The following is a 26,724-nucleotide window of genomic DNA, read 5'->3' as shown; positions in this document are numbered from 1 at the left end:
TTTCTTCGGGATGGGGAGGGATGTGTGTGCCGAAGAACGGTGTGTTCCCATGGGGATAAGAAGCAACCACCCAAACTGGGGGGAGTGGGGGAGACCTGCCCGAGGGGGGACTTGTCCCGTCGCGCTCACGGCGAGAAGCCCGGGAACCGGGGATCAGACGACGCCGGACTCGGCGATGGTGACCTTGGCCTTCGGCTTGCCGTTGGACGTGCCGAAGCTCTCGATCTTCTTGACGAGCTCCATGCTCTCCTGGTCGGCCACCTCGCCGAAGACGACGTGCTTGCCGTCCAGCCACGGCGTCACGACGGTGGTGACGAAGAACTGGGAGCCGTTGGTGCCCGGGCCGGCGTTGGCCATGGACAGCAGGCCCGGCCGGTCGTGCTTGAGCTTGAAGTTCTCGTCCGCGAACTTCTCACCGTAGATGCTCTTGCCGCCGGTGCCGTCGCCGCGGGTGAAGTCGCCGCCCTGGAGCATGAACGCCGGGATGATGCGGTGGAAGGAGGAACCGGCGTAGCCGAAGCCCTTCTCGCCCGTGGCCAGGGCGCGGAAGTTCTCCGCCGTCTTGGGGACCACGTCGTCGAACAGGTTGAACGTGATCCGCCCGGCGGCCTCGTCGTTGATGGTGATGTCGAAGTAAGCCTTGATCGTCATGGCCCTATCCTGACATCCCGGGCGGCGTCTCGTGCATCCGGCATCCCGTGGGGGCGTTTTCGGGCACCTTCGGAGAGGCCGTTGGCATATGCCGCAAGCACCACCGGATCGAGTGTTGCCAAAGCCCTTACGGGCCTTTCCCGGCTGTGCCACAGTCGTACTGGTCCATTCTTCAGACCTGGTTTGGCCGCGCCTGTATCGGAGTACGACATGCCGTCCCATCTGTTCGCGGACCGTCCTGCGCCCCAGCCCCCCGAGCGGCGCTCCGTCGACGCGCTGATCTCACAGACCCGCCGGCTGCGCGGGGACGTGGACGCGGTGCGCCGGGACGCGGCCGTGGCGGACGACGAGGATCCGCAGGGGCGCTGGCAGCGAGCCCTGTGCGACCTGGCGGTCCACCAACTCGACGACCTGGGCGTGCAGTTGGGGCAGCTGAAGGCCGGCCTGCCGGACCGGGCCGCCGAAGCCCCCGCCGACCGGCCGCCGGCCGCGAGCGGCACGGCGTTACTCACCCGGGTCGGCAGCGCCGAGTGGAACCTGCTGACCGACGAGGCGAGCTGGTCCGACGAGCTGTTCGAAATCTTCGGCCGAGCGCCGGAGAGCGGGCCGCTGACCCTCGACGAGCTGCCGTCCATGCTGCTGGCGGAGGACCAGGCGTTCCTGGCCTCGATGGTCACCGACTGCCTGGTGGACGGGAAGCCGATCGACGGCGAGTTCCGCATCCGCCGCACGGACGACGGCGCCGTACGGACGCTGCACATGATGGGCGAGCCGGTGCTCGACGCGGACGGCTGCACCGCCTCCATGTGGGCGGTGCTGCGGGACGTCAGCGCACTGCGCCGCAGCCGGCAGACCGTGCACGAGACCCAGGACACGCTCCGGCGCCAGGAGCACATCGCCCGTGCCGAGCACCGGATCGCGGTCGAGCTGCAGCAGTCCGTCCTGCCGTCGTGGCGCGGCCCCCTGCGGCTGCCGCACGGCGGCCCCGCCGCGCTCGATCTCGCCGCCCACTACCTTCCCTCGGCGTCGAGCGCGCTGATCGGCGGCGACTGGTACGACGCGCTGGAACTGCCCGGCGGCCAGACGCTGCTGACCGTGGGAGACCTGACCGGGCACGGGGTGGCCGCCACCTCCGGGATGGCGATGCTGCTCGGCGCGCTGCGCGGTATGGCCATGGCGGGTATCGCGCCCGGCGCCCTGATGGGCCACCTCAACCAGCTCCTGGAGGCTTCGGCGCAGCCCGCGCTCGGCAGCGCGATGTGCTGCCGCTACGACCCGGTCACCCGGATCCTGACCTGGGCGCAGGCAGGCCACCCCGCCCCGCTGCTGTTCCGCGACGGGACGGGGCGTTCGCTGACGCCGCCCGAGGGTGTCCTGCTCGGGGCGACGTCCGGGGCGGCGTACGGGCAGGCCGAAGTGCAGCTGCGCGCCGGTGACCTGCTGGTGCTGCACACCGACGGCATCGCGCGCCGCACGCCCACCGACGATGCCGGCGCCTCCAGGCTGCTGGATCTCGCACCGCGCTTCGCGGGGGCCCGCAGCGCGCAGGAGTGCGTGCGGCTGACCGTCGAGGAGTTCGGTGGCGTGGAGCGTGAGAACGACGCGTGCGTGTTGATCGCCCGGATCGCCGCGTAGAAGTCGCGTAGAAGTCGAACGAAGAAAGGCGTGGACGACGGCTCTGCTGTCGTCGTGGTCGGTCGTGGTCGAGTGGTGACAGCCGTGTCGGTGGCCGGCGTTCCGGGACCGGAACAGCCGGCCTAGATGCTGGTGCTCCTGTTCGTCTTCTTGGCCGGCAGCGCGAGCTGGATCTCCTCGCGCAGGTCCTGGATCTTCGGGTAGCCGGCGTACTCACCGGTGAGCCGGTACATCTGGCGCAGCCGGTCCCACGTGCGGTGCGACGAGGTCTCCCCCATCGACACCAGCGCGAGGCGTGCGTACCGGTCGGCCTGCTCCGGGTCGTCCGCGATGAAGCACGCGGAGGCCAGCGACAGATAGTCGAAGATCTTCGACCGCTGCCTGCCGCCGGCCCGCAGATCGAGCGCCTGCTTGGCGTGCCGCTGTGCCGTGATCGCCGCCGACGGGTCGTGCTCCGCGAGCGTGCGGAAGGCCAGGGCCTGCATCCCGTGCATGTCCGCCTCGTCGAACATCTGCATCCAGCTCGGCGGCGGGACGTCTCCCTTGTCGGAGACGAACAGTTCCTCCGCCTCGCCCAACGTGCGCCGCATCGCCTGACCGCGGCCCATGGCGGCCTGCGCCCAGGCCTCGATGGTGTGCAGCATGGCGCGGGTGCGCGGCAGCATCTGGTCGCCGGAGCCGGACTTGGCGAGCTTCATCAGGTCGAGGGCGTCGTCGGGCTTCCCCAGGTGCACCATTTGGCGGGCGGCGCGGGAGAGGGCCTCGCCCGCGCGGGGGCGGTCCCCGCCCTCGCGGGCCGCGTGCGCGGCGATGATGAAGTACTTCTGGGCGGTGGGTTCGAGGCCGACGTCGTGCGACATCCAGCCGGCGAGCACCGCCAGGTTGGCGGCGACGCCCCACAGCCTGCGCTGGAGGTGGTCGGGGTGGTGGTAGGCGAGCATGCCGCCCACTTCGTTGAGCTGGCCCACCACCGCCTTGCGCTGGAGCCCGCCGCCACGGGCGGCGTCCCAGGCGCGGAACACTTCGACGGACCGCTCGAGCTCTTCGATCTCCTGCGACCCGATGGGGGCGGCCTCGTAGCGGTCGTACCCAGCGGGGTCGGCGTGCAGGGGATCGTCGATGCGTGGAGCGTCGGTCGTCAGAGCGGGGTCGGTGTGGAGCCAGTCGTACATGGCGCTGCTGAGTGCGGAGCCTGCGGCGAGCGCGGCGCCCGCGCCCACCAAGCCGCGTCGGTTGAGCATGAGGTCCATTCCCGTGAATTCGGTGAGGACCGCCGCCGTCCGTTCGGGCGCCCACGGAAGACCGTCGGGATTATCTGTGCTCCTGACGTCCCGCCGTTTCCCCGTGCGCCCGTGCCGGTCGAACCCGAGGTCCTCGATGGTCACGACACGGCCGAGTCGCTCGGTGAACAGAGCTGCCAGCACTTTGGGCACCGGATCGCGCGGGGCTTCCCCCGTGTCGATCCAGCGTCGAACGCGCGAGGTGTCGGTGGCCAGTTGCGGATGGCCCATGGCCGCCGCCTGCCGGTTCACCAGTCTCGCGAGTTCGCCCTTGGACCAGCCGGCGAGGCCGAACAGGTCTGCCAGGCGGGTGTTGGGTTCTCCGGTCACTTCAAGCCCCCAGGTTCTCGGCTGATTTCGACAGTAACCCCGCGTCAGAGGCGCCGGGCATATTCGCCAGGGTTCGCCAGGGTCCGCCAGATGGTGTGCCACCCGCGGGCGGGTGTCAGGTAAGAAAGCGCCACCCCGTTCCGGCAACCGGCCGGCATTCCCCAGGGTGCCGACCGGTTGACCGGGGCGGGCGGCGCACGTAACTCGTCGGCGCGCGAAGGGATCTGTCCCATGTACACAGCATCGTCCTCCGTGTCCGCCCCGCCTCGGCCGTACCGTCCAGTGGCGACGGGCAGCGGACCGTACCTCGATCCCCACCACGCCGGCGGAGCGTCACTCGGCGCGGGACGGGCCAGGCGCGCGGCGGCAGGACTGGGTTCCCCACCGCTCAGCGGGAGACTCGACTTGTCCGGTCCCCAGGGCGCGCAGCTCAGGAAGGCCATCGCGTCGGTGCACCGGATCTGCCCGGAGTTCAATCCCGTGCAGGTACTGCGCCGCAGCGGACGTTCCGTCCTGCTCGTCGGCACCACAGGCCGCGCCACCGCGGTCGCCAAGTGTTTACTGGATCACTCCCCCGCCTGGGCGGAGAGGTTCCGGCACGAAATAGCTGCTTACCGCGCGTTCGTCCGGCACCGCCCGCCTGTGCGGGTGCCCCGGCTGATCGCCGCGGATCCCGACAACTGCACGCTGGTGATCGAGCGGATGCCCGGAAGGGTGGCCGCGCTCACCCGGCATCCCGCCGAGGCGCCGCCCCGCGCCGATCTGCGGGCCGTGCTCGGCGCCGTCACGCGGGTCAACGCGTGGCGCCCGCCGCCCGGCATCTTCGAAGCGCCGCTCGACTACGCCTCGCGGATCTCGCGGTACCACGCACTGGGTCTGCTCACCGACCGGGACCTGGGAGACCTCCAGAAGCTCCTGCACGGGGTGGCGCACGCGGGCGGCGGGCGGCAGAACATGGGGCAGTTCTGTCACGGCGACGCGCTGCTCTCCAACATCCTGATGTCACCGGCCGGGCCCGTACTGGTCGACTGGGAGCACGCCGGCTGGTACCTGCCGGGGTACGACCTGGCGACGCTGTGGGCGGTGCTGGGCGACGCTCCGGCGGCCCGGCGGCAGATCAGCCAGCTGGCGCAGGCGCCGGGCACGGCGTCGCGGGACGCGTTCCTGGTGAACCTGATGCTCGTGCTGACACGGGAGATCCGTACGTACGAGACGGCTGTCCAGCGCACCATGCGCGAGGCCGCGCCGGCGGGCGGGGCCGCCGGGCAGACGTCGGCGGGCGGGGTGTCGACCGGTGAGGAGCAGCGGTTGCTGCTGCGGCGACTGCACGACGACTGCGCGATGGCCCGGCGGGCCGTGCGGGCGGCTGTCGGCACCCGCTGACGGAGAGGGGAAAGCACTGGCCCACCCGGTCGTCACCGGGTGGGCCAGTGCTTTGCCGCGGAGAGTGCCGGTTCGCGCCGGGCGGCGGTGGCCGGCGGCACAATGGCGGTGTCGGCAGCCCGTGTGCCGGAGCGCGCGGCCCCGGGCGCCGACGGGGAAGGCTCTCCGTATCCACCCGGAAGGAAGGCCACGATGAACGACGGCAACGCCGCGTACGGGAAGAATCCCTTCACGCGGTCGAAGAGCCACTTCACGGACCGCGTCACGGCCGACGGCAGGGACGGCTGGCCCGTCGAGGCCGGCCGCTACCGGCTGGTGGTGAGCCGCGCCTGCCCCTGGGCGAGCCGCGCGGTGATCTCGCGGCGCCTGCTCGGTCTGGAGGACGCCGTCTCGCTGGCCGTGGCCGATCCGGTCCAGGACGACCGGAGCTGGCGGTTCACCCTCGATCCGGGGGACCGCGACCCCGTGCTGGGCATCCGGTACCTGAGCGAGGCGTACGACGCGCGGGAGACGGGGTACGGCGGTGGGGTCAGCGTGCCGGCCCTCGTGGACGTGCCGAGCGGCAGGCTGGTCACCAACGACTACCAGCGGATCACGCTGGACTTCGCGACCGAGTGGGCGGCGCTGCACCGGCCGGGCGCCCCGGACCTCTACCCGGAGAAGCTGCGCGCGGAGCTGGACGAGGTCATGGACGGCATCTACCGGGACGTCAACAACGGGGTCTACCGTGCGGGCTTCGCGACGCGGCAGAGCGAGTACGAGGACGCCTGCCGGGACGTCTTCCGGAGGCTCGGCCTGGTGGCGCAGCGGCTCGCGGACCGCCGTTACCTCGTCGGGGACACCATCACGGAGGCGGACATCCGCCTCTTCACCACGCTGGTGCGGTTCGACGCGGTCTACCACGGGCACTTCAAGTGCAATCAGTGGAAGCTGGCCGAGAACCCGGTGCTGTGGGCGTACGCACGCGACCTGTTCCAGACACCCGGTTTCGGGGACACCGTCGACTTCGACCACATCAAGCGCCACTACTACCGGGTGCACACCGGTATCAACCCGGCAGGCATCGTGCCGCTGGGGCCGGACCTTTCGGGGTGGCTGAGCCCGCACCACCGGGCGGAGCTGGGCGGCCGTCCCTTCGGGGACGGTACGCCGCCGGGCCCGGTGCCGGCGGCGGAGCGGGTGCCGGCCCCGGGGCAGCCGTAGGGTCCCCGCCGGGTGCCATGCGCGGACGTGCGCGCGTCGCGGCTCTGGGCGAAGCTGGACACCTCTGCTGGCCCGGGTGCGTACGAGAGGGTGCCGATGGATCCCGTCGAGGCTCTGGAACGGATCGCGTTCCTGCTGGAACGGGCACAGGCCCCCACCTACCGCGTACGCGCGTTCCGGACCGCCGCCACGACCGTCGCCGCGCTCCCCGAAGGGGAGGCGGCGAGCCGCGCGGCGGCGGGTTCGCTGGAGACGCTCAAGGGCGTCGGGCCCAAGACCGCGCAGGTGGTGCGCGAGGCGCTGGCCGGCGGGACGCCCGCCTATCTGAAGCGGCTGGAGGAGGAGAGCGCCGGACCCCGGACGGAGGGCGGTGAGGAGCTGCGCGCGCTGCTGCGCGGGGACTGCCATCTGCACTCCGACTGGTCGGACGGCGGCAGCCCCATCGAGGAGATGGGCCGTACGGCGGCGGCGCTGGGACACGAGTGGGCGGTGCTCACGGACCACTCCCCCCGACTGACGGTCGCCAACGGGCTGTCGCCCGAACGGCTGCGCGAGCAGCTGGACGTAGTGGCCACGCTCAACGAGGGCTGGGCGCCGTTCCGGCTGCTCACCGGCATCGAGTGCGACATCCTTCTCGACGGCTCGCTCGACCAGGAGCCCGAGCTGCTGGAGCGGGTCGACGTGGTCGTGGTGTCCGTGCACTCCAAGCTCCGCATGGACGCCGCCGCGATGACCCGCCGCATGGTCGCCGCGGTGTCCAACCCGCACGCGGACATCCTCGGGCACTGCACGGGCCGGCTGATCACCGGGCGCGGGCGGCCCGAGTCGCAGTTCGACGCGGACGAGGTGTTCGCCGCCTGCGCCGCGTCGGGCACCGCGGTGGAGATCAACAGCCGGCCCGAGCGTCTCGATCCGCCCAGGCGGCTGCTGCGCCGCGCGGTGGACGCCGGCGTGCTGTTCTCCGTGGACACCGACGCGCACGCGCCGGGCCAGCTCGACTGGCAGATCTACGGGTGCGCCCGGGCCGAGGAGTGCGGCGTGCCCGCGGAGCGGGTGGTGAACACCTGGGCCCTGGACGACCTCCTGGCGTGGACCCGTACGCGCGACCTGCCGTCGTCCGGTGCCTGAACCGCCCCCGGCACGGGCAGACGAGGTAGAACAGTGCGCGGAACCCGAGCCGCCTGGAGGGCGCATGAGCACCGAAGCCTGGATCCTGCTCGCCGTCGCCGTGGTGCTGGTGGTGGCGACACTCGCCGTGGCGGTGTTCGTGCTCGTACGCCTGGTGCGCGCCCGCCGGAGTCTGCGGGAGGCCGGACTGCCTGAGGGGCGCCCCTGGGTGTTCTGGGCGGCTGTCGCCTATCTGGTCCTGCCCGCGGACCTGATGCCCGACCCGGTGTTCCTCGACGACATCGGCGTCCTGCTCCTCGCGCTGAAGTCGGTGCGCGCGGGGCGTGACGTGACCTGACCTCCGGCGGGCTTCGCGGCGCGTCGGTGGTGCACACCACTGACGCGCCGCAGGCCCGCGCGCTGCCGCGGTGAAACTCCGCCGCACCGGCGCTGACGTGCGAAGTCCCGGCTGTGGAGCCTCATTGACGGATCGTCCGGGAGCCGATACCCCTGTAGTCGGGTTCCCGCCCGCAGGTCCTTCGCGCACCACCCGTCCCTGGAGGCCGCATTGCAAGGATCCGTGACGTCGCGTTCCGCGACCGCGAGCGGACGTGCCCGGCGGACCGGGGGCTTCGTGGCCTGTGCCGCGCTGGTGCTGCCGCTGCTGTCGGCCGGCCCTTCCGCCACGGCCGAGCAGCCCCGGTCCGATGCGCTGCAGCGCGCGTTCGAGACGGCCGCCTCGGAGTACCGGGTGCCGTCGAGTGTGCTGCTCGGCGTGTCGTACCTGCAGTCCCGCTGGGACGCACACGGCGGCGCGCCGAGTGTGACCGGCGGCTACGGCCCGATGCACCTCACCGACGCGAAGGCGGCGCTGGCGCGGGCGCCGCACCACTCGGACTCCGGCGAGGACCCGCGCGGTGACGGCGCGCGCCCCGCGCGGACCGGCGGGGACGCCGGCCTGCCGAACGTCTCCGAACTCCCGCCGCGTCTGCGGACGCTGGAGCGAGCCGCCGCCCTGACCGGCCTGCCGGGCGCGGAGCTGCGGCGGAGCCCCGCCGCTAACATCCGGGGCGGGGCCGCGCTGCTGGCCGCCGCGCAGAAGCGGCTCGGACATCCGCCGAGCGCCGACCCGGCCGACTGGTACGGAGCCGTCGCCCTGTTCTCGGGGGCCGACGACACGGCGACCGCGACGACGTACGCGAACGACGTGTACGACGTGATCCGCACGGGGCAGCGGCGTACCACCGACAGCGGCCGGCAGGTGGCCCTTCCCGGCACTCCCGGGATCGAGCCCGACCGCGCGCAGGCGGCCGGTCTCGGTCTGCGGACGGCGGCGGCCGGGCCCACCGAGTGCCCGAGGACGGTGGCGTGCGAGTGGATTCCCGCCCCGTACGAGGAGTTCGGGGACGGCGACTACGGCAACCACGACAAGGCCGACCGGCCCCGGACCCAGGGCATCGAATACATCGTCGTGCACGACACCGAGGCGACCTGGGACACGACGCTGCAGCTGGTTCAGAACCCGCGCTACGTGTCCTGGCACTACTCGCTGCGCTCCTCGGACGGGCACATCGCCCAGCACGTGCCGCTCAAGGACGTCGCCTGGCACGCGGGCAACTGGTACGTCAACTCCAAGTCCGTGGGCCTGGAGCACGAGGGTTTCCTCACCTCGCCGGACGCCTGGTACACGGAGGCGATGTACCGCACGTCGGCGCGGCTGGTGACGTACCTGGCGAAGCGGTACGGGATTCCGCTAGACCGGCAGCACGTCCTGGGCCACGACAACGTGCCCGGCACGGTCACCGCGAACATCCGGGGGATGCACACCGACCCTGGTCCGTACTGGGACTGGGCGCACTACTTCGAACTGCTCGGCAGGCCCTTCACCCCGACGGCGGGCCCGAAGAGCGGTGTGGTGACCGTCCGGCCCGAGTACGGGAGCCACCGGCCGCTCTACACGGGCTGCGTGCAGGCCGGCGACCCGTGCGCCCCGCACGGGTCGGGCGCCGTCCGGCTGCACACCGCGCCCGCCGACGACGCCCCGCTAGTGAAGGACGCCGGCCTGCGTCCCGGCGGCGAGGACTCGACGAACGGAGTCAACGACACGGGCGCCCGCGCCTCCACGGGGCAGCAGTTCGCCGTCGCCGGGCGCAGCGGCGACTGGACCGCGATCTGGTACCTGGGGCAGCGGGCCTGGTTCCACAACCCGCGCACGCGGCCCACGGCGGTCGCCTCGCGCGGCCTGATGCTGACGCCGAGGGACGGCACCGGCGAGGTGCCGGTGTACGGGCGGGCCTATCCGGAGGCGGCCGCGTACGCGGGGACGTCCGTGCCGGTGCAGGCGATCTCGCCGCTGCCGTACAAGCTGCTCGCCGGCCAGCGTTACGTGATCGGGGACCGGGCTCCGGGCGAGTACTTCTTCGCTCCGGCGTTCGAGACGGCCGGGCACCGGGTGGTACGGGGCAAGGAGGCCTACTACGAGATCCAGTTCGGGCACCGGGTGGCCTACGTGAAGGCCGCTGACGTGCGCGTACTCAGGTCCTGGTGCGCGGCGGCGGACGAGGGGGCGCCGCCGGCCGCGGACGGCGACGGCGCCCCTTTGTGTGACTAATCAGGCCGGGGCTTGGGCCGTCCGGGCTACGGGTAGGGCTGGGCGGAATTGACCGGTCCGCGCGACGGTGGACGCGTGGACGCCCAGGAAAGGCCCGACATACATGGCACAGCAGCCCTTCACACTGCCGGACTTCTACGTTCCGTATCCGGCGCGGCTCAATCCCCACGTCGACGACGCCCGTCGTCACACGCGGGAGTGGGCACGCCGGATGGAGATGCTGGAAGGCTCCGGCGTCTGGGAGGAGCGCGACCTGGAGGCCCACGACTACGCACTGCTCTGCGCGTACACCCATCCCGACTGCTCGTCCGACGTGCTGGCGCTCGTCACCGACTGGTACGTGTGGGTCTTCTTCTTCGACGACCACTTCCTGGAGACCTTCAAGAGGTCACTGGACCGCGAGGGCGGCAAGCGCTACCTGGACCGGCTGCCGGCGTTCATGCCGATGGACCTGGCCGACGGGATGCCGGAGCCGGAGAACCCGGTCGAGGCGGGGCTCGCGGACCTGTGGGCCCGGACCGTGCCGAGCATGACGGGTGCCTGGCGGGAACGATTCGCCGAGTCGACCAGGAACCTGCTCAACGAGTCGCTGTGGGAACTGTCCAACATGGACGAGGGGCGGATCGCCAACCCCGTCGAGTACATCGAGATGCGCCGCAAGGTGGGCGGCGCCCCCTGGTCGGCGGGGCTCGTCGAGTTCGCGGCGAACGCCGAGGTCCCGGCCACGGTGGCGCACTCGCGGGCGCTCGGCGTACTGCGCGACACGTTCTCCGACGCGGTGCACCTGCGCAACGACCTCTTCTCGTACCAGCGTGAGGTGGAGGACGAGCAGGAGAACAGCAACGGCGTACTGGTCCTCGAACACTTCCTCGGCTGCACGACGCAGGAAGCCGCCGAAGCCGTCAACGACCTGCTGACGTCGCGCCTCCAGCAGTTCGAGAACACCGTGCTGACCGAAGTCGGTCCACTCTGCGCCGAGCAGGGGCTGAGCCCGGCGGAGACCGCCGCCGTACTGGCGTACGCCAAGGGCCTGCAGGACTGGCAGTCGGGCGGCCACGAGTGGCACCTGCGGTCCAGCCGGTACATGAACGGCGGCGGGAAGACGGCCGGGCCCGCCGGAACCGGCTGGGGCATGGCGGCGGCCACCCTGCGCTTCACCCCGCGCGCCGAGACCGCGAGGCTGCGCAAGCACAGCCATGTGCCGTACCAGCACGTCGGTCCCTCGATCGTGCCCGAGCTGGACTTCCCGTACCGGCTCCGGCTCAGCCCTCACCTGGCGGGCGCGCGGGAGCGCAACATCGCCTGGGCTCGGCGCATGGGAATGCTGGAGCCGCAGCCGGGGCGGCCCGCGTCGCACGTCTGGGACGAGCGGCGGGCGCGCAACATCGACCTGCCGCTGTGCTCGGCGGGCCTGCAACCGGACGCGACGCCGGAGGAACTCGACCTTTCGTCGAACTGGCTCACCTGGGGGACGTACGGCGACGACCTGTACCCCGTGATCTACGGACGCACCCGCGACCTGGCGGGGGCGCGCGCGGCCAACGAGCGGCTGCGGCTCTTCATGCCGCTGGACGGCGAGCCCGTGCCGGAACCGGCCGACGCGATGGAGCGGGGGCTGGCCGATCTGTGGCGGCGGACGGCGGGGCCGATGGACGACGCCTCCCGGCGCACGTTCCGCACGTCGGTCGACGACATGATCGCCAGCTGGGAGTGGGAGCTGGCGAATCAGGCGCTGCACCGCGTGCCCGACCCGGTGGACTACATCGAGATGCGGCGGTTCACCTTCGGCGCGGACATGACGATGCGGCTGTGCCGGCTGTCACACGGGGACCGGGTGCCGGACGAGATCTATCGCAGCGGCCCCGTCCGGTCGCTGGAGAACTCGGCGGTCGACTACGCCGCGCTGCTCAACGACCTCTTCTCGTACCAGAAGGAAATCGAGTTCGAGGGCGAGGTGCACAACGCCGTCCTCGTCGTGCAGAACTTCTTCGGTGTGGACTACCCGACGGGGGTCGGCATGGTGCACGAGCTGATGAAGGGCCGGATGCGGCAGTTCCAGCACGTCATCGCGGTGGAACTGCCGGTGCTGTACGACGACTTCGCGCTGGATGCCGGGGCCCGGGAGATCCTCGACGGCTATGTGCGCGAACTCCAGGACTGGATGGCTGGCATCCTGAACTGGCACCGGGAGTGCGTCCGTTACCACGACGCGGACCTGCGGTCGGGGACGGGCGGCGCCCCGTGGCACCTGTCCGGCCCCACGGGTCTCGGCACTTCGGCCGCCCAGGTCCTCAGTCTGCTGGGCCGGCCGGTCGCGTCGCCCGCGTAGGCGCGTCCCCGGTGGCGCACCGGTCGCTTTCGTGGCAGGTGCGCCACCGGGGCGTACGCCCGACCGGCGCGCGGACGCACCACCGGGCGGGCGCGGTCAGCGCCGCGGTGCGATGTCCGGCTGCCCGAAGGTGCCGGGCACCGGCAGGTTGTCCAGCCGGCCGACCGGCCAGGCGATCACGACCGCGCGTCCCACCACGTCGTCCACCGGCACCATGCCGCGGCCGGGCTCGTGCTGGTGGTAGCGGGAGTCGCCGGACGCCTGGCGGTGGTCGCCCATCACCCAGAGGTGGCCGCGGGGGACCGTGACCTTGAACTGCCCGCCGTCGTCGGTGCTGCACGCCGTGTTGCCGGGGAAGACGTACGGCTCGTCCAGTGCCTTGCCGTTGACCTTCAGCGGGCCCTCGCCCTCGCACTCCACCGTGTCGCCGCCCACCCCGACGACCCGCTTGATCAGGTCCTTCTCCTCGGCGGACGGCATGAGACCGATGAAGCTCAACGCCTTCTGGAAGCCGTTGGTGCGCGGCGTCGGCTCGTTCCTCAGCCAGTTGTCCGGGTCGTGGAAGACGACGACCTCGCCGCGCTCCGGCTCGGAGCCGAACCACGGGGTCAGCTTGTCGACGAGGACCCGGTCACCCTTCTGGAGGGTGTTCTGCATGGAGTCCGACGGGATCGAGAACGCCTGGAGCAGGAAGGTCTTTATCACCAGCGCCAGCAGCAGGGCGATCACCACGAGGAGCGGCAGCTCCGTCCAGAAAGGGCGCTGCTTCCTCCTGTCCGGCTTTCGGTACCGCGCCTCCGGTTCGCCGACCGCCGTGTCCGCCACAACCACTCCTCGCCTCACAGGGACTCAGCCCTGCTGGAACAACTCCGCGGGCAGGGGCTTCAGCAGCGCGTACAGGTCGTCGGTGATCGGCCGGTCCCAGCTGGCGATCGTGACGAGCACATTGTCGCTACGGTCGAACTGTACGCAGGAGATGCGGGTTTCGGAGAGTTTGATACGGCGCACGATCAGCAGGTTGTCGCCCTGCATGACCGGCATGTCCTCCGTACCGGTGACCGTGACGGGCTCGTCGTTCTCCAGCGCCAGGAGGAGCTGCGCCACCTCGAAGGGCACCTGGCCCTCCTCGAGCTCCCGGGCGGGCGAGCCCTCCGGCAGGTTCCCGATGATCATCGCGGGGCCGCGGCCGCCGAACAGGTCGTAGCGCAGGAAGACGCCCTGGCAGCTGCCGTCGGGCGCGGGCAGGAGGCCTGCTCCGAGGTTGCCCGGCCAGTCGCCCGGGTCCATGGCCAGGACATCGAATTCCGGGCCCGCGGGAGTGGCGGAGGGGCGGCGGCGGAGGAAGGACATGCCGCCATGGTACGTGGCCCGGAGGGCCTCCCGGCGTCGGGGCGCGACATTATCTTGCGGCGCAAGACAGCGGCCACTATCTTGTACCGCATGACAGCGAAGCCGCCCAGCGCCGCAGGTGACCAGCGGCGCAGCCAGCTGCTGCGTGGAGTGCTCGACCTGTGCCTGCTCGCGGTGATCGCCGAGCGGCCGCGATACGGCTATGAGCTGGTCGAGGCCCTCGCCGCGACGGGGCTCGACCTCGTCAGCGAGGGCAGCATCTACCCGCTGCTGGCCCGCATGGAGCGGGCGGGTCTCGCGGACACCTTCCGCGCCCCTTCGGCCACCGGCGGCGCGCCGCGCAAGTACTACCGGCTGACCGACGAGGGGCGGGCCGAACTGACCGTCGGCCGCGCCGCCTGGCACCACTTCTCCGAGGCGGTCGGGCGGACCTTGAACAACGATCCGAACGATCCGGGGGAAACACACCATGACGCCTGAGCACGTGCTGGCCGTCTGCCGAAGCAACTGGGAATACCGCGGCATGGACGCCGCCTCCGTACGGGAGATGCTCGACGAGCTCTCCGCACACCTGGACGACGCCGCGGCGGCCGGGCGTGGCGTGACGGACGTCGTCGGGGAGGACGTGAAGTCCTTCGCCGCCGCGTGGGCGCGAGCGCGCAAGCCACTGCACCGGCGGGCTCTGCGCATGACGGCGCTGATCCCGTGCGTCTTCGGCCCGATGCTGCTGCTCTCCCACCTGCTGCACTGGTCGTACGAGCGGCCCGTCGTCCCGAGCCGCCTCGTACTCTGCGCCACCCTCGCGATGGTCGTGTTCACCTGGGAGACGCGGCGAGGGAGTCTCGGTTTCAGAAAGCTGTTGGTCGTCCAGCTTCTGGTCGGGCTCCCCGCCGCCTTCCTCACGGCCTGGCTGACCGGCGACGATCCGCTCTTCGAAATGCCGCTGTGGGGCGCCCTGCTGATGATGGTTCCCGGCTTGCCGTACTTCGTGGCCGACCGTCGGGCCACATCGGCGAGCGCAGAAGGCTCAGGTCAGGTCGAAGGCGCCGTTGCGCGCGTTGACGACGAACGCGCGCCACTCGGCCGGGTCGAAGATCAGTGACGGACTGCCGGGGGCGGCGGCGTTGCGCATCGCGACGAACCCCTCGACGAACGCGATCTGGACGTCGCCCGTCCCCTGACTGCCCGACTGCCAGTCCGCCTTGCTCAGGTCCAGTTCCGGCTTGTCCCGGCCCGCAAGCCGCTGCGCGGTGATGGTCTCGGCCACGTCCCTGCTCCTCCCGGTTCGTCGTCCGCGGTCAGCCTAGCCATCGTCCCCGGCGACCGACAGGCCGCGTGGGGAGCGCCGTGGAACGCGGCCGGTCAGCCGGGGGGCGGTTCGGCGCCGACCAGCCACATGGAGAAGAACTGCGCACCGCCGCCGTAGGCGTGCCCGAGGGCCCGGCGGGCGCCGTCGACCTGGTGCTCCCCGGCCCGGCCGCGCACCTGGAGGGCCGCCTCGGCAAAGCGGATCATGCCGGAGGCGCCGATGGGGTTGGTGGACAGGACCCCGCCGGACGGGTTCACGGGCAGGTCGCCGTCGAGCTCGGTGGCGCCGGACTCGGTGACCTTCCAGCCCTCCCCCTCGGCGGCGAAGCCCAGGTTCTCCAGCCACATCGGCTCGTACCAGGAGAACGGCACGTACATCTCGACGGCGTCGATCTCCCGGCGCGGGTCCGTGATGCCGGCCTGCCGGTAGACGTCTGCGGCGCAGTCCTTGCCCGCCTGCGGGGAGACGAAGTCCTTGCCGGCGAAGAGGGTCGGTTCGCTGCGCATCGCGCCGCCGTGCACCCAGGCCGGCGGGTGCGTCGCGCGGGCCGCCCCGGCGCGGCCGGTGAGGATCATGGCGCAGGCCCCGTCGGAGGAGGGGCAGGTCTCGGAGTAGCGGACGGGGTCCCAGAGCATGGGCGACGCCTGGACCTTCTCCAGGGTGATGTCGTGCTCGTGCAGGTGGGCGTACGGGTTCTTGAGCGCGTTGCGGCGGTCCTTGTACGCGACGAGGGAGCCCACTGTCTCGGGTGCGCCGCTGCGGCGCATGTACGCCCGGATGTGCGGCGCGAAGAATCCGCCGGCCCCGGCGAGCAGGGGCTGCTGGAACGGGACGGGCAGGGACAGACCCCACATGGCGTTGGACTCGGACTGCTTCTCGAAGGCGAGGGTGAGGACCGTGCCGTGGACACGGGCGGCGACGAGGTTGGCGGCGACGAGGGCGGTGGAGCCGCCGACGGAGCCGGCGGTGTGGACGCGGAGCATCGGCTTGCCGACGGCGCCCAGCGCGTCGGCGAGGTAGAGCTCCGGCATCATCACGCCCTCGAAGAAGTCGGGGGCCTTGCCGATGACGACGGCGTCGACGTCCGCCCAGTCGAGCCCGGCGTCGTCCAGGGCGCGCCGGGCCGCTTCGCGTACGAGACCGGCGATGGAGACGTCCCGGCGGGCGGCGACGTGCTTGGTCTGGCCGATGCCCACGACCGCTACGGGCTCCTTGCCCGTGGCTGTCCTGCTCATGACTCCCCCTCCAGGACTGCGACGAGGTTCTGCTGGAGGCAGGGCCCCGAGGTGGCGTGTGCGAGCGCCCGGTCGGACGCGCCGCGGTGGATGCGGGCCGCCGCCTCGCCGATCCTGATGAGCCCGGTCGCCATGACGGGGTTGGCGGCGAGCGCCCCGCCGGACGGGTTGACCTCCACGTCGTCGCCCAGGCGAAGCGCCTTGCGCAGGACGACCTCCTGCGAGGTGAACGGCGCGTGCAGCTCGGCGGTGTCGACGGGCGCGTCGAAGGCCCCGGCCCGCTCGGCCGCCCGCCGGGCCGACGGGGATTCGGTGAGGTCGCGTACGCCCAGGCTGTGCGCCTCGATGCGGTGGTCCATGCCGCGGATCCAGGCGGGCCGCTCGCACAGCCGGCGCGCGGTGTCCCCGGCCGCGAGGATCACCGCCGCCGCGCCGTCCGTGACGGGCGGGCAGTCGCCCTTGCGCAGCGGCTGTACGAGGTAGTCGCCCGCGGGGACGGGCCCGCTGAGCTGGGCATGCGGGTTGGCCTCGGCGGCAGTGCGGCTGCGGGCCGCGATCGCCGCCAGGGCGGGTTCGTCGGTGTCGCCGGCGTCGATCAGCGCCTGGGCCTGGAGGGCGGCCAGGGACACGGAGTCCGGCCAGAGGGGGGCCAGGTAGTACGGGTCGAGCTGGCGGGTGGTGACGTCGCGGATCTCACCGGGCGAGGTCTTGCCGTACGCGTAGACGAGCGCGGTGTCGGCCTCGCCGGTCAGGAGCTTGACCCACGCTTCGTACAGCGCCCAGGCACCGTCCGTCTCCACGTGGGACTCGGAGATCGGCGGCCACGCGCCGACCCCGTCGAGGGCCATGGTGAAGGAGAAGGCGCGGCCGGCGAGGTAGTCGCTGGAACCGGAGCAGGTGAAGCCGATGTCGCTGGTCCTCAGGCCGGTGCTCGCCAGCACCTCGTGCAGCACCGGCATGAGCATCTCGACTTCGGACAGCTCGTCGGAGCGCCGCCGGTGGCAGGTCTGCGCGAAGGCGACGACGGCGACCTCGCGCGCCGGGGGTGTCGCGGGCGTCGCGGCCATCAGATCAGCTCCTTGTACGCGTCGTAGTCGGCGTCCGGTTCGCCGGTCGGCCGGTAGTGGTCGGGGTACCGGCCGCCCTCGGTCCACACCGGTTCGACGCGCAGCCCCATGCGCACCTGGTCGTAGGGGATGCCGCCGATCCGGCCGTGCAGGGCCAGGTCGGCGCCGTCCAGTGCGATGTGCCCGTAGACGTACGGGACTTCGATGTCGAGGTTGCGCGCCTTGATGTTGACGACGCAGAAGGTGGTGACGGTGCCGCGCGGGCCCACCTCGACGCGCTCGGCGGTCGCGATGCCGCAGGTGGGGCAGGCGCCCCGGGGCGGTACGTACACCTTGCGGCAGGAGGGGCAGCGCTCGCCGACGGTGCGCCGCTCGGCGAGCGCGCTGATGTAGTCGGTGGGGGCGCGGCCGGGGCTGTAGGTGTAGTCGAGGCGGGCGGGGGTGACGATGCCGGTGACGGGGTCGGCGAAGCGGCCGTCGTGCGGGGTGGCCGGGCCGCCCGGTTCACCCGCGTACGGTTCGAAGCAGGCGATGTCGGTGATGGCTCCGGTGGGTTCGGCGGCCCAGCGGATCCGGACGCGCAGGCCCGTGCGCACGGCGTCGGGGCCCGGCGCGTCCAGGACGTGCAGGAGGGCGGTGTCGGCCCCGTCCAGCTTCACCAGGACCCAGGCGAACGGCGTGCGCAGGGGCTGGCCGCGGCGCGGGGCGGGGTTCCAGGCCCAGGTGGTGACGGTGCCGGTGGGGGCCACCTCGACGAGGTCGCGGAGTTCGCCGGCGGTGACCGGGTCGTACTCGACGGGCGGCACGAGGACGTTGCCGCCGGAGGTCCGCACGCCGAGGACGGTGCCCGCGCGCAGACCCGTGAGAAAGGCGCTCTGGACGGGTCCGAGGGAGCGGGTGAAGGGGAACTCGACGACGAGCGGGGCACTGAGGACATCCGGCATGTACGGCTCCTTCGCGGGCGCCGTGCTCAGGCGCGGCGGTAGTGGGGATCGCGCTTCTCGGCGAAGGCGCGGGCGCCCTCCTTGGCGTCGGCGGTGCCGAACACCGGCCAACCGCGCTCGAGTTCGGCGGCGAGGCCGTCCGCCTCGGTCATCTCCGCCGTCTCGTACACCGACGCCTTGACCGCCTCGACGGCGAGCGGGCCGCAGGCGTTGATCCGTTCGGCGATGGCGAGGGCCTTCTCCAGGGCCGTGCCGTCGGGGACGACATGGCCGACGAGCCCGATGCGTTCGGCTTCCTCGGCCGGGTACGGGCGGCCGGTGAGCAGCATCTCCAGGGCGTGGGTGCGCGGGATCTGGCGCGGCAGGCGCACGGTCGAGCCGCCGATCGGGAAGAGGCCGCGCCTGACCTCGAAGAGGCCGAAGGTGGCGCTCCGTCCCGCGACACGGATGTCGGTGCCCTGGAGCATCTCCGTACCGCCGGCGACGCAGTACCCCTCGACGGCGGCGACGACCGGTTTGCGGGGGCGGTGGTGCCGGAGCATGGCCTTCCAGTGGAGGTCGGGGTCGGCCTTCATGCGGTCGCGGTACCGGTCGCCGCCCATCCCGCGGTCGCCGGCGAGGGCCTTGAGGTCCATGCCGGCGCAGAAGTCGCCGCCCGCTCCGGTGAGCACGACGGAGCGGATCGCGTCGTCCGCGTCGGCGGCGAGCCAGCCGTCGTACAGCCCCACCAGCATCGGCAGCGACAGCGCGTTCTTCGCCTCGGGCCTGTTCAAGGTGAGCACCAGCGTGGCGCCCTCGCGCCGAACGGTGAGGTGTTCCGTGCCACCCATTGACTGCCTCCCGTCTCAGGAACGAGAACAGGTTGCAGTAGGGCGGCGCCCACTTCAATAGTTTCCTGACAGCCAGTCAGTTTTCTTCGGCGCATCCCCTTCCCACTTGGGGCGGGCTTTGCTCTGATGACCGTCGACTGACGAGCCATTCCGCAGCCCGGGTCAGGAGGAACGGTGGAGTACAACCTTGCCGACCTGTTCGAGTCTGTCGTCGACGCGGTCCCTGACCGTGAGGCGCTCGTGTACGTCGACCACCCGGGCACCGGCGCGGAGCGCAGGCTCACCTACGCCGGACTCGACGCGGCCGCCAACCGGATCGCCCACCACCTCGTCGACTCCGGCGTGAAGCCGGGCGAGCACCTGGGGCTGCACCTCTACAACGGCGTCGAGTACCTCCAGACCGTGCTGGGCTGCCTCAAGGCGCGTGTCGTGCCCGTCAACGTCAACTACCGGTACGTCGAGGAGGAGCTGGCCTACCTCTACCGGGACGCGGACCTGGCGGCGCTGGTCTTCGACGCCGAGTTCACCGAGCGGGTGGCGGCGGCCCTGCCCCGGGCGGAGAAACTGCGGCATCTCGTACGGGTGGGAACGCCGCCGGCCGGCGCGCCGGAGCCCGCCGTCCTCCCGGTGCCGTTCGCCGAGGCGGAGGCGTCGGCTCCGGACCGGCGGGGGTTCGGGCCGCGATCCGGCGACGACCAGTTCATCATCTACACGGGGGGCACCACCGGCATGCCGAAGGGGGTGATGTGGCGCCAGGAGGACCTGTTCTTCGCCGGGCTGGGGGGCGGCGCGCCGACCGGCGAACCGGTGAAGTCCCCCGAGGAGCTGGCCGAGCGGGTGGCGGCCGGCGGCGACGGGATCACGTTCTTCCCCACTCCCCCGCTGATGCACGGCACGTCGACGCTCACCGCGTTCATCGGGTTCTTCTTCGGCCAGCGCGTCGTCGTCCACCGCAAGTTCGTGCCGCACGAGGTGCTCCGTACGATCGAGAGGGAGAAGGTCACCAGCGTGTCGCTGGTCGGCGACGCGATGCTGCGGCCGCTGATCGACGCGCTGAACGGGCCGCTGAAGGGCGCCGACTGCTCGTCGCTCTTCAGCGTCTCCTCGTCGGGGGCGATCCTGTCCCAGACGGTGCGCGAGCAGTTCCTGGCCCTGGTGCCGAACGTCGTGCTGCTGAACAACTTCGGGTCGTCGGAGTCCGGTTTCAACGGAACGGCGACGGACGACTCGGGCCCGGGCAGGGGGTTCCGGCTGCGGGTCAACTCCCGTACCGCCGTGGTCGATCCGGCGACGCACGCACCGGTCGCACCGGGGGACGTGGGCCGCGTCGCGCAGCGCGGGCACGTCCCGCTCGGGTACTACAACGACCGGAAGAAGACCGCGGAGACGTTCTTCGAGGCGGACGGCGAGCGGTGGGTGCTGCTGGGCGACATGGCGACGGTGGACGCGGAGGGCATCGTCACGGTGCTCGGGCGGGGTTCGCAGTGCATCAACACCGGCGGCGAGAAGGTGTATCCGGAGGAGGTCGAGCAGGCGCTCAAGTCCCATCCGGACGTGTACGACGCACTGGTGGCCGGGGTGCCCGACGAACAGTGGGGCAACCGGGTGGCGGCGGTGGTGCAGCTGCGCGGGGGCGCGGACGCCCCAGGGCTCGACGCCATCCGGGCCCACTGCCGCGGCCGGCTCGCGGGGTACAAGATCCCCCGGCAGCTGGTGATCGCGCCGGAGATCCAGCGCTCGCCGAGCGGCAAGGCGGACTACCGGTGGGCCCGTTCGGTCGCGGCGGGCTCCGGCGACGCCGGGGTCCGTGCACCGTCGTGAACGGCCGGCGGGTCGAAGGCGGCGGAGCCCGATGACGGGCCGCGGGGCGCGAGGGGCGGCGTCCGCGGCCCTGATCAGACCCCGACCGCTCCGTCGATCCGCTCGCGGATCAGGTCGGCGTGTCCGTTGTGACGGGCGTACTCCTCGATCATGTGGATGAGCACCCAGCGCAGGCAGACCCTCCCCCGCCAGTCGTCGCGCCCCTCGACGTCGAGGTGCGGCGCCCCGGCGACGAACTCCCGCGCGAACGCGACCTCGGTGCGCCAGGCCGCCCAGGACGCGGCGACGACGCCGGGGTCGGGCCCGGCGCCGTCGAAGTCGCCCTCGGGGGCGTCGGCGCAGGAGAAGCGCAGTTCGACGTCCTGTCCGGCGAGCACGGCCCGGAACCATCGGCGCTCCACGTCGGCGAGGTGCCGGACGAGGCCGAGCAGGGAGAGCGAGGACGGGGACACGGACCGCCGGGCCAACTCCGGTCCCAGTCCGGCGCACTTCAGCTCCAGGGTGGCGCGCTGCGCGTCCAGCACGGCCGCGAGCATGCTGCGCTCGTCGCCGACCGCGGGGCCGCTGAAGCGCTGCTCGCTGCCGGCTCCGGCGAACAGTTCGATCCGTCGGTCAGGAACCCTCATGCACACATCATGGACTGCTCGCCACTCCGCCGTGCGCGCCACGGTCGTGCGCGGGTTCGGACGGGGTACCCGGCGTTCATGAATCTGCCGAAACCCTTGGAGACCGCTTCACTGCTGCTCGGCGTGTACGTGGCGTCGGTCCTGATGCTCCGGTTCGGGCGCAACGGCATGGAGTGGGACCGGGCCCTGGTCGTCGGCCTGGTGACGGCGCCCGTCGCACTGCTGTGGTTCCACGTCCGGGACCGTATGAACGAGAGGGCCCTGACAGCGGGCCGGCGGTGGCGCGCGAAGCGTCAGAACTGACCGCGCGCCGCTGCCGGCCCGCCCGGGCGCCGGACGCGCCCGGACGCCGTGCCGCGTCAGTCGCGGTCGACGTCCTCGCTCAGGATCTCGCCGGTCGTGGCGTCGATGTCGAACGTGGTCTTGTTCCAGTCGTCGGTGGACACGACCTCGACGGACCAGACGACGTCGCCGCTGTCGGCGTCGTCCAGTTCCATGGAGGTGACCGTGCCCTTCTTCCGGTCGGTGGCGGCCTTGGCCACCTTCTCCGGGGTCTGCTTGATCTTGGTGAGCCAGTCGGCGCGCTCCGCCTTGTCGTCGGCGTCCTGACCGGCGTCCGTACGGGAGCGGAGGACGTCGCCGGACTCGGCGTCGATACGGACGGTGTGCTCGGTGCCGTCCTTCTCGGAGACCTTCGCGACCCAGACGGGCCGGACGGCGCGGGGGCTCGGGCTGCCGGTCGGGCTGGCGGTCGGGCTCGGGCTCGCGCCGGCTTCGCGGCGCAGGCGCTTCAGGTCGATCGAGAGCAGCGTACTGCCCGACACCTCATCCACCGCCGTGGCGGCCGCCTTGTCGGCGGTGACCTTGGCGGTCGGGACCAGGTTCTTGCGTGCGGCCTGGTCCTCGGTGAGCCGGGCGGAACCCGAGGGGCTCGGCGACGTGGTCTGCCCGGCTTCCGGCCGGCCGGGCGCGGCGTGCGACGTATTGGCGTCACCGCCGCTCCCGCACCCCCCAACGAGCGCGCCGACGGCTGCGGCGCAGAGGGCGGCCATACGGACGCGCCGGGCACGGGGGCTGCCGGCGCGGTTCCTGCGAAGGTGCTGAAGGTTCATGACCGCACGATTAACCTGCCCGCCGCCCCGCCATGTCGGCCGACGCCAAGAGTCACCCGATCGCACGGCCGTTCGCGGCGGCCCGCGCGCGCTTGGCGGAGGATCCGCAGCGGGAAACACGGACGCGGGGAACGCGGGAGCGGCGAGCACGGGGGCGGGGCCCGCCAGGGCGGGAGCGGGCGGGCGCCCCCGGCGGTCACCGGCCGGTCGGGGAGCCGAGCAGCCCCTTCAGCGCCCGCCCGAAGACCAGACGTCCCGCGCGTACGACCGCCCCGTCGAACGCCCCGGGGAACCCCCGCAGCCGCAGGTCCTCCGTCCAGACCGCCACGGCCCCGCCGGGCGCCGGACGTACGGCGATCTCGGCCCACCCGAGCACGACCGCGCCCCGCTTCTCCAGCCGGCAGTGACCGGCGCCGGCGCCCGCCGGCGGCTCCCAGGCCACCACCTCCATCGGGTCGTCGAAGCCGAGGCGTCCGAGGCCGGTGCGCGCCACGACGAGTGTGCCGACGCCCGTCGGCGCCGGCGGGCTGACGGTGATGCGGGTGAGCGGGACCTGAGCGGCGTGGTGTTCCCACGCGGTCAGGCGCCGCCATGCCTCGTCGGCGGACAGCTGGGTTCGGCGTTCGACACGGAAGAGGGCCACAACCGGAACCTTAAGGACTGCGGGGCGGCATGCGGCGTTGCAGGATGGGGGCATGCTGCTGGCCACACTCGCCCGGGCCTCCCGGGAGATCGCCTCGACGTCCGCACGCTCCCGCAAGACCGCGCTGCTGGCGGAGCTCTTCCGCAGCGCCGGGCCCGACGACGTGCCGATCGTGATCCCGTACCTCGCGGGCCGCCTCCCGCAGGGGCGCATCGGGACGGGTTGGAGCGTACTGCGGGAACCCGTCGCTCCCGCCGCCGAGCCCACGCTGACGGTGCGCGACGTGGACGCGACGCTGACCGCGTTCGCGGGGGTGTCGGGGTCCGGCGCGCAGGCGGAGCGGACGCGGCTGGTGCGGGAGCTGCTGGGGGCGGCGACGGTAGAGGAGCAGAAGTTCCTGTTCGGTCTGCTCACCGGTGAGGTGCGGCAGGGCGCGCTGGACGCGCTGGCGGCGGAGGGTCTGGCCGCCGCCGCGGCGGTGCCCGCGGCCGAGGTGCGCAGGGCGGTGATGCTGAGCGGGTCGCTGGTCGCGGTCGGGCGCGCGCTGCTGGCCGAGGGGCCCGGGGCGCTGGCGGAGTTCAGGCTGGAGGTGGGCCGTGCGGTGCCGCCGATGCTGGCCCAGCCGGGGCAGAGCGTCGGCGCGGCGGTCGGCAGGCTGGGGGCGTGCGCGGTCGAGGAGAAGCTGGACGGCATCCGCGTGCAGGTGCACCGCGACGGCGAGCGGGTACGGGTCTTCACGCGCACCCTCGACGACATCACGCACCGCGTGCCCGAACTCACCGAGGTGGCCGCCGAGTTGCCCGGCGACCGGTACATCCTGGACGGCGAGGTCCTCGCGTTCGGGCCGGACGGCAGGCCGCTGCCCTTCCAGGACATCGCTGGCCGCGTCGGTTCCCGCCTCGACGTGGCGGCGGCGCGCCAGGCTCTGCCGCTGTCCCCCGTCTTCTTCGACGTACTGGCGCTCGACGGCGAGGTCCTGGTGGACCTGCCCTACCGGGAGAGGTACGAGCGGCTGGGGCGGCTGGTGCCCGAGCCCATGCGCGTGCGCCGGACGGTGGTGGCCGGCCCGGACGAGGCGCCGGCGGCGCAGGAGTTCCTCGCGCGGACGCTGGAGCGCGGACACGAAGGGGTGGTGCTCAAGGCCCTGGACGCGGCGTACCAGGCGGGCCGGCGCGGCGCGTCCTGGCTGAAGGTGAAGCCCGTGCATACGCTCGACCTGGTGGTACTGGCCGCCGAGTGGGGCCACGGCCGGCGGACCGGCAAGCTGTCCAACCTCCACCTCGGGGCCCGGCGGCCCGACGGCACCTTCGCCATGCTGGGCAAGACGTTCAAGGGCCTCACCGACGTGATGCTCGACTGGCAGACGCAGCGGCTCGGGGAGCTGGCGACCGGTGACAACGGCCATGTGGTGACCGTGCGTCCGGAGCTGGTCGTCGAGATCGCGTACGACGGGCTCCAGCGGTCCACCCGCTACCCGGAGGGCGTCACCCTGCGGTTCGCGCGGGTGCTGCGCTACCGGGAGGACAAGCCCGCGACCGAGGCCGACACCGTCGCCGCCGTCCTCGCGATGGGGCCGGTGCGGGCCGAGGAGTGAGCGGCCGTCGCGCTGTCGGGGAGCGCGCCCGCTAGCCGTGGTCGCCGTCGGCCGATGAGCGGATCCGGCGCAGTCCTGCGGCCCCGACCGCACTGGACCGGGTCCAAGTGCCCGGCACTGTTCCACTTCGGGAACTACAGTCGCGCGCATGGCCGAACACGATGCCCTCAGTGCCACCCGCGACGCCTACGACGCCGTTGCCCCCGCGTACGCGCAGCTGTTCCGCGACTCGCTGCGGGAAAGCCCCCTGGACCGCGCGATCCTGGGCGTCTTCGCCGAGGTCGTCAGTGCCCGTGGGGACGGTCGGGTCGCGGACCTGGGGTGCGGGCCCGGCCATGTCACCGCCTATCTGGCCGAGTTGGGGCTGGCGGCGTTCGGCGTCGACGCCTCCCCCGCGATGATCGAGCTGGCTCGACAGGCCGGCCCGGGACTGCGGTTCGAGGTGGGCTCGATGGCCGCACTGGACATCGCCGACGGTGTACTGGACGGCGTCCTCTCACGCTGGTCCGTCATCCACACTCCGCCGCGCGAACTCCCTGCCGTCCTGGAGGAGTTCCACCGTGTGCTGGCTCCCGGCGGCCACCTCCTGGTCGGCTTCTGGGCAAGCGAGGGCCCGTCCCACCCGACGCAGGTCTTCGATCACACGGTCGCGCCGGCCTATCGGTGGTCGCCCGACCACCTCGCCGCGCTGCTGCGCGAGGCCGGGCTGGCCGAGGTGGCCCGCGTGGTGCGGGAGCCGCAGCCCACCGACCGACGGCAGTTCCAGGAGGTCCACCTCCTCGCCCGCAAATCCTGCGCAGCGCTTCCCGGTTGCGACCCCGAGCGGGGCCGGCGTCCACCGGCGGGGTGTACCGGGCACGCGACGCGGCCGACGGCGCATGGTGCGGGCCGGACGGGCAACCTGTAGAGCATCGGATCCCACCTCAGCAGAAGGGCGTCGACCATGCCGATCACATTCCGCAAGAGCTTCCGGATCCTCCCGGGGGTGCGGCTGAACATCAACCGCCGCTCCTGGTCCCTCACCACCGGTGGCCGCAACGGCCCCCGCCGTACCACCAGCAGCACCGGCCGCCGTACCACGTCGATGGATCTGCCCGGTCCCTTCGGCTGGCGCAGGACCACGCGGACGCGCCGCCGTTGACGGCAGCCCGGCGTCGACCGCGCCGGCCGTGACCCCGCGGGTGGGTCAACGTGCGGCGTCGCGCCCGACCTTGGCGGCCCACAGGACGAGCGGAATCTGGAGCGGGAGCCGGGCGTAGGCGAGGGACCTGAGCTTGACGGGCCGGTGGCGCCAGTCGTACGCCATCTTCACGTTGGCCGGGAACACGCCCGCGAAGAAGCAGGCGGCGGCGGCCGCGCTGACGCGGCGCGTGCGGGGCACCGCGACGCCCGCCGCCAGCAGGAGTTCGGCGACGCCGCTCGCGTGCGTCCAGGTGCGCGGGCTGCCAGGCAGCACCTCGGGGATCGTCGCGTCGAAGGGCTTGGGCGCCACCATGTGCGCGGCCCCCGCCGCGGCGAGGAGACCCACGAGCAGACGCGCGGAACGGTCGGTGGCGGTCAAGGGAACCTCCTGGGCGGTTCTGGATGAGCGGGCACGGGCGCACGGGTCGAGCACGTTCCGGCGCCGTGAACGGCGAACCGGCGGTCCGGCTCGGCGCCGTGAC

General features: G+C 72.3%; 26 protein-coding genes and 1 pseudogene. 14 read left to right on the top strand and 13 right to left on the bottom strand.

What is annotated here, in order from left to right:
* Window positions 1-153: 153 nt before the first annotated feature.
* Window positions 154-651 carry a peptidylprolyl isomerase gene (locus AC07FK_RS11635; RefSeq protein WP_479104680.1) on the bottom strand — a complete coding sequence of 166 codons (498 nt, stop codon included), beginning with the start codon at window positions 649-651 and terminating at the stop codon, window positions 154-156.
* 210 nt (window positions 652-861) lie between these two features.
* On the opposite strand from AC07FK_RS11635, the gene AC07FK_RS11630 reads away from it, so the two are divergent.
* On the top strand, window positions 862-2,286 hold the full coding sequence (locus AC07FK_RS11630) for a PP2C family protein-serine/threonine phosphatase (protein ID WP_479104679.1): 1,425 nt from the start codon (window positions 862-864) through the stop codon (window positions 2,284-2,286).
* A gap of 122 nt (window positions 2,287-2,408) precedes the next feature.
* Here AC07FK_RS11630 and AC07FK_RS11625 read toward each other — a convergent pair whose 3' ends face one another.
* Window positions 2,409-3,896, bottom strand: a complete 1,488-nt coding sequence (locus tag AC07FK_RS11625) for a DNA-binding protein NsdB (protein ID WP_479104678.1) — start codon at window positions 3,894-3,896, stop codon at window positions 2,409-2,411.
* Between the two features lie 231 nt (window positions 3,897-4,127).
* Between AC07FK_RS11625 and AC07FK_RS11620 the strand changes: the two genes are divergently transcribed.
* From AC07FK_RS11620 to AC07FK_RS11595, 6 genes are all read left to right on the top strand, one after another.
* On the top strand, window positions 4,128-5,279 hold the full coding sequence (locus AC07FK_RS11620; protein WP_479104677.1) for an aminoglycoside phosphotransferase family protein: 1,152 nt from the start codon (window positions 4,128-4,130) through the stop codon (window positions 5,277-5,279).
* Between the two features lie 192 nt (window positions 5,280-5,471).
* Window positions 5,472-6,482 (top strand): glutathione S-transferase family protein, encoded by a 1,011-nt coding sequence (locus AC07FK_RS11615; protein ID WP_479104676.1) that lies wholly within the window; start codon window positions 5,472-5,474, stop codon window positions 6,480-6,482.
* 96 nt (window positions 6,483-6,578) lie between these two features.
* Window positions 6,579-7,610 (top strand): PHP domain-containing protein, encoded by a 1,032-nt coding sequence (locus AC07FK_RS11610; RefSeq protein ID WP_479104675.1) that lies wholly within the window; start codon window positions 6,579-6,581, stop codon window positions 7,608-7,610.
* A gap of 64 nt (window positions 7,611-7,674) precedes the next feature.
* Window positions 7,675-7,947: a YkvA family protein gene (locus tag AC07FK_RS11605; RefSeq protein ID WP_479104674.1), complete on the top strand. Its 273-nt coding sequence runs from the start codon at window positions 7,675-7,677 to the stop codon at window positions 7,945-7,947.
* Between the two features lie 210 nt (window positions 7,948-8,157).
* Entirely contained in the window at window positions 8,158-10,200 is a 2,043-nt protein-coding gene (locus AC07FK_RS11600; protein WP_479104673.1) for an N-acetylmuramoyl-L-alanine amidase, read from the top strand.
* A gap of 103 nt (window positions 10,201-10,303) precedes the next feature.
* Window positions 10,304-12,529, top strand: a complete 2,226-nt coding sequence (locus AC07FK_RS11595; protein ID WP_479104672.1) for a terpene synthase family protein — start codon at window positions 10,304-10,306, stop codon at window positions 12,527-12,529.
* 96 nt (window positions 12,530-12,625) lie between these two features.
* On the opposite strand, the gene lepB is transcribed toward AC07FK_RS11595, so the two are convergent.
* Window positions 12,626-13,354 carry a signal peptidase I gene (lepB, locus tag AC07FK_RS11590; RefSeq protein ID WP_479104671.1) on the bottom strand — a complete coding sequence of 243 codons (729 nt, stop codon included), beginning with the start codon at window positions 13,352-13,354 and terminating at the stop codon, window positions 12,626-12,628.
* A gap of 24 nt (window positions 13,355-13,378) precedes the next feature.
* Complete coding sequence (locus tag AC07FK_RS11585) at window positions 13,379-13,879, bottom strand: hypothetical protein (RefSeq protein ID WP_479104670.1); 501 nt, start codon at window positions 13,877-13,879, stop codon at window positions 13,379-13,381.
* Between the two features lie 90 nt (window positions 13,880-13,969).
* Here AC07FK_RS11585 and AC07FK_RS11580 point away from each other — a divergent pair, with 90 nt between their 5' ends.
* Window positions 13,970-14,359 (top strand): PadR family transcriptional regulator, encoded by a 390-nt coding sequence (locus AC07FK_RS11580; protein WP_479104669.1) that lies wholly within the window; start codon window positions 13,970-13,972, stop codon window positions 14,357-14,359.
* Entirely contained in the window at window positions 14,349-14,981 is a 633-nt protein-coding gene (locus tag AC07FK_RS11575; RefSeq protein WP_479104668.1) for a hypothetical protein, read from the top strand. Before AC07FK_RS11580 ends, AC07FK_RS11575 begins: the two co-directional genes overlap by 11 nt.
* On the opposite strand, the gene AC07FK_RS11570 is transcribed toward AC07FK_RS11575, so the two are convergent.
* The 5 genes from AC07FK_RS11570 to AC07FK_RS11550 form a co-directional block, all read right to left on the bottom strand.
* The gene (locus tag AC07FK_RS11570) at window positions 14,907-15,146 is read right to left on the bottom strand and encodes a DUF397 domain-containing protein (protein WP_479104667.1); all 240 of its coding nucleotides are present in this window, start codon (window positions 15,144-15,146) and stop codon (window positions 14,907-14,909) included. The two genes, AC07FK_RS11575 and AC07FK_RS11570, sit on opposite strands and share 75 nt — an antisense overlap.
* Window positions 15,147-15,241: 95 nt before the next feature.
* Window positions 15,242-16,423 (bottom strand): thiolase domain-containing protein, encoded by a 1,182-nt coding sequence (locus AC07FK_RS11565; RefSeq protein WP_479104666.1) that lies wholly within the window; start codon window positions 16,421-16,423, stop codon window positions 15,242-15,244.
* Window positions 16,420-17,490 carry a thiolase domain-containing protein gene (locus AC07FK_RS11560; RefSeq protein WP_479104665.1) on the bottom strand — a complete coding sequence of 357 codons (1,071 nt, stop codon included), beginning with the start codon at window positions 17,488-17,490 and terminating at the stop codon, window positions 16,420-16,422. The genes AC07FK_RS11565 and AC07FK_RS11560 overlap by 4 nt, the downstream gene beginning before the upstream one ends.
* Window positions 17,490-18,434 carry a Zn-ribbon domain-containing OB-fold protein gene (locus tag AC07FK_RS11555; protein ID WP_479104664.1) on the bottom strand — a complete coding sequence of 315 codons (945 nt, stop codon included), beginning with the start codon at window positions 18,432-18,434 and terminating at the stop codon, window positions 17,490-17,492. Before AC07FK_RS11555 ends, AC07FK_RS11560 begins: the two co-directional genes overlap by 1 nt.
* 26 nt (window positions 18,435-18,460) lie before the next feature.
* Window positions 18,461-19,264, bottom strand: a complete 804-nt coding sequence (locus AC07FK_RS11550) for a crotonase/enoyl-CoA hydratase family protein (protein WP_479104663.1) — start codon at window positions 19,262-19,264, stop codon at window positions 18,461-18,463.
* A 174-nt stretch (window positions 19,265-19,438) separates the two neighbouring features.
* Here AC07FK_RS11550 and AC07FK_RS11545 point away from each other — a divergent pair, with 174 nt between their 5' ends.
* The gene (locus tag AC07FK_RS11545; RefSeq protein WP_479104662.1) at window positions 19,439-21,085 is read left to right on the top strand and encodes an acyl-CoA synthetase; all 1,647 of its coding nucleotides are present in this window, start codon (window positions 19,439-19,441) and stop codon (window positions 21,083-21,085) included.
* 74 nt (window positions 21,086-21,159) lie between these two features.
* On the opposite strand, the gene AC07FK_RS11540 is transcribed toward AC07FK_RS11545, so the two are convergent.
* Complete coding sequence (locus AC07FK_RS11540; protein ID WP_479104661.1) at window positions 21,160-21,711, bottom strand: DinB family protein; 552 nt, start codon at window positions 21,709-21,711, stop codon at window positions 21,160-21,162.
* 78 nt (window positions 21,712-21,789) lie between these two features.
* Here AC07FK_RS11540 and AC07FK_RS11535 point away from each other — a divergent pair, with 78 nt between their 5' ends.
* Window positions 21,790-22,014, top strand: coding sequence for a hypothetical protein (locus AC07FK_RS11535; protein ID WP_479104660.1), 225 nt, complete (start codon window positions 21,790-21,792; stop codon window positions 22,012-22,014).
* Between the two features lie 56 nt (window positions 22,015-22,070).
* Here AC07FK_RS11535 and AC07FK_RS11530 read toward each other — a convergent pair whose 3' ends face one another.
* Complete coding sequence (locus AC07FK_RS11530; RefSeq protein WP_479104659.1) at window positions 22,071-22,823, bottom strand: PepSY domain-containing protein; 753 nt, start codon at window positions 22,821-22,823, stop codon at window positions 22,071-22,073.
* Between the two features lie 196 nt (window positions 22,824-23,019).
* On the bottom strand, window positions 23,020-23,466 hold the full coding sequence (locus tag AC07FK_RS11525; protein WP_479104658.1) for an SRPBCC family protein: 447 nt from the start codon (window positions 23,464-23,466) through the stop codon (window positions 23,020-23,022).
* 52 nt (window positions 23,467-23,518) lie between these two features.
* Between AC07FK_RS11525 and AC07FK_RS11520 the strand changes: the two genes are divergently transcribed.
* From AC07FK_RS11520 to AC07FK_RS11510, 3 genes and pseudogenes are all read left to right on the top strand, one after another.
* Window positions 23,519-25,060: an ATP-dependent DNA ligase gene (locus AC07FK_RS11520; protein WP_479104657.1), complete on the top strand. Its 1,542-nt coding sequence runs from the start codon at window positions 23,519-23,521 to the stop codon at window positions 25,058-25,060.
* A gap of 148 nt (window positions 25,061-25,208) precedes the next feature.
* Window positions 25,209-25,853 (top strand): annotated as a pseudogene (locus AC07FK_RS11515) (class I SAM-dependent methyltransferase); the annotation flags it as partial.
* Window positions 25,854-26,003: 150 nt separating this feature from the next.
* Window positions 26,004-26,201, top strand: a complete 198-nt coding sequence (locus tag AC07FK_RS11510; protein WP_479104656.1) for a DUF4236 domain-containing protein — start codon at window positions 26,004-26,006, stop codon at window positions 26,199-26,201.
* A gap of 45 nt (window positions 26,202-26,246) precedes the next feature.
* Here the strand turns inward: AC07FK_RS11510 and AC07FK_RS11505 are convergent, their stop codons facing one another.
* On the bottom strand, window positions 26,247-26,621 hold the full coding sequence (locus tag AC07FK_RS11505) for a DoxX family protein (RefSeq protein WP_479104655.1): 375 nt from the start codon (window positions 26,619-26,621) through the stop codon (window positions 26,247-26,249).
* Window positions 26,622-26,724 lie beyond the last annotated feature (103 nt).

It is taken from the genome of Streptomyces sp. NPDC046122, assembly GCF_056429965.1.
The sequence above is the reverse complement of the archived record's forward strand: the minus strand, read 5'-3'. Positions and strand labels throughout refer to the sequence as shown.

Bases quoted from the DNA above. Each gene is read 5' to 3' on its own strand.
- AC07FK_RS11635 (WP_479104680.1), bottom strand. From the start codon at position 651: ATGACGATCAAGGCTTACTTCGACATCACCATCAACGACGAGGCCGCC.
- AC07FK_RS11630 (WP_479104679.1), top strand. From the start codon at position 862: ATGCCGTCCCATCTGTTCGCGGACCGTCCTGCGCCCCAGCCCCCCGAG.
- AC07FK_RS11620 (WP_479104677.1), top strand. From the start codon at position 4,128: ATGTACACAGCATCGTCCTCCGTGTCCGCCCCGCCTCGGCCGTACCGT.
- AC07FK_RS11615 (WP_479104676.1), top strand. From the start codon at position 5,472: ATGAACGACGGCAACGCCGCGTACGGGAAGAATCCCTTCACGCGGTCG.
- AC07FK_RS11610 (WP_479104675.1), top strand. From the start codon at position 6,579: ATGGATCCCGTCGAGGCTCTGGAACGGATCGCGTTCCTGCTGGAACGG.
- AC07FK_RS11605 (WP_479104674.1), top strand. From the start codon at position 7,675: ATGAGCACCGAAGCCTGGATCCTGCTCGCCGTCGCCGTGGTGCTGGTG.
- AC07FK_RS11595 (WP_479104672.1), top strand. From the start codon at position 10,304: ATGGCACAGCAGCCCTTCACACTGCCGGACTTCTACGTTCCGTATCCG.
- AC07FK_RS11585 (WP_479104670.1), bottom strand. From the start codon at position 13,879: ATGTCCTTCCTCCGCCGCCGCCCCTCCGCCACTCCCGCGGGCCCGGAA.
- AC07FK_RS11580 (WP_479104669.1), top strand. From the start codon at position 13,970: ATGACAGCGAAGCCGCCCAGCGCCGCAGGTGACCAGCGGCGCAGCCAG.
- AC07FK_RS11575 (WP_479104668.1), top strand. From the start codon at position 14,349: ATGACGCCTGAGCACGTGCTGGCCGTCTGCCGAAGCAACTGGGAATAC.
- AC07FK_RS11565 (WP_479104666.1), bottom strand. From the start codon at position 16,423: ATGAGCAGGACAGCCACGGGCAAGGAGCCCGTAGCGGTCGTGGGCATC.
- AC07FK_RS11560 (WP_479104665.1), bottom strand. From the start codon at position 17,490: ATGGCCGCGACGCCCGCGACACCCCCGGCGCGCGAGGTCGCCGTCGTC.
- AC07FK_RS11555 (WP_479104664.1), bottom strand. From the start codon at position 18,434: ATGCCGGATGTCCTCAGTGCCCCGCTCGTCGTCGAGTTCCCCTTCACC.
- AC07FK_RS11550 (WP_479104663.1), bottom strand. From the start codon at position 19,264: ATGGGTGGCACGGAACACCTCACCGTTCGGCGCGAGGGCGCCACGCTG.
- AC07FK_RS11540 (WP_479104661.1), bottom strand. From the start codon at position 21,711: ATGAGGGTTCCTGACCGACGGATCGAACTGTTCGCCGGAGCCGGCAGC.
- AC07FK_RS11535 (WP_479104660.1), top strand. From the start codon at position 21,790: ATGAATCTGCCGAAACCCTTGGAGACCGCTTCACTGCTGCTCGGCGTG.
- AC07FK_RS11530 (WP_479104659.1), bottom strand. From the start codon at position 22,823: ATGAACCTTCAGCACCTTCGCAGGAACCGCGCCGGCAGCCCCCGTGCC.
- AC07FK_RS11520 (WP_479104657.1), top strand. From the start codon at position 23,519: ATGCTGCTGGCCACACTCGCCCGGGCCTCCCGGGAGATCGCCTCGACG.
- AC07FK_RS11510 (WP_479104656.1), top strand. From the start codon at position 26,004: ATGCCGATCACATTCCGCAAGAGCTTCCGGATCCTCCCGGGGGTGCGG.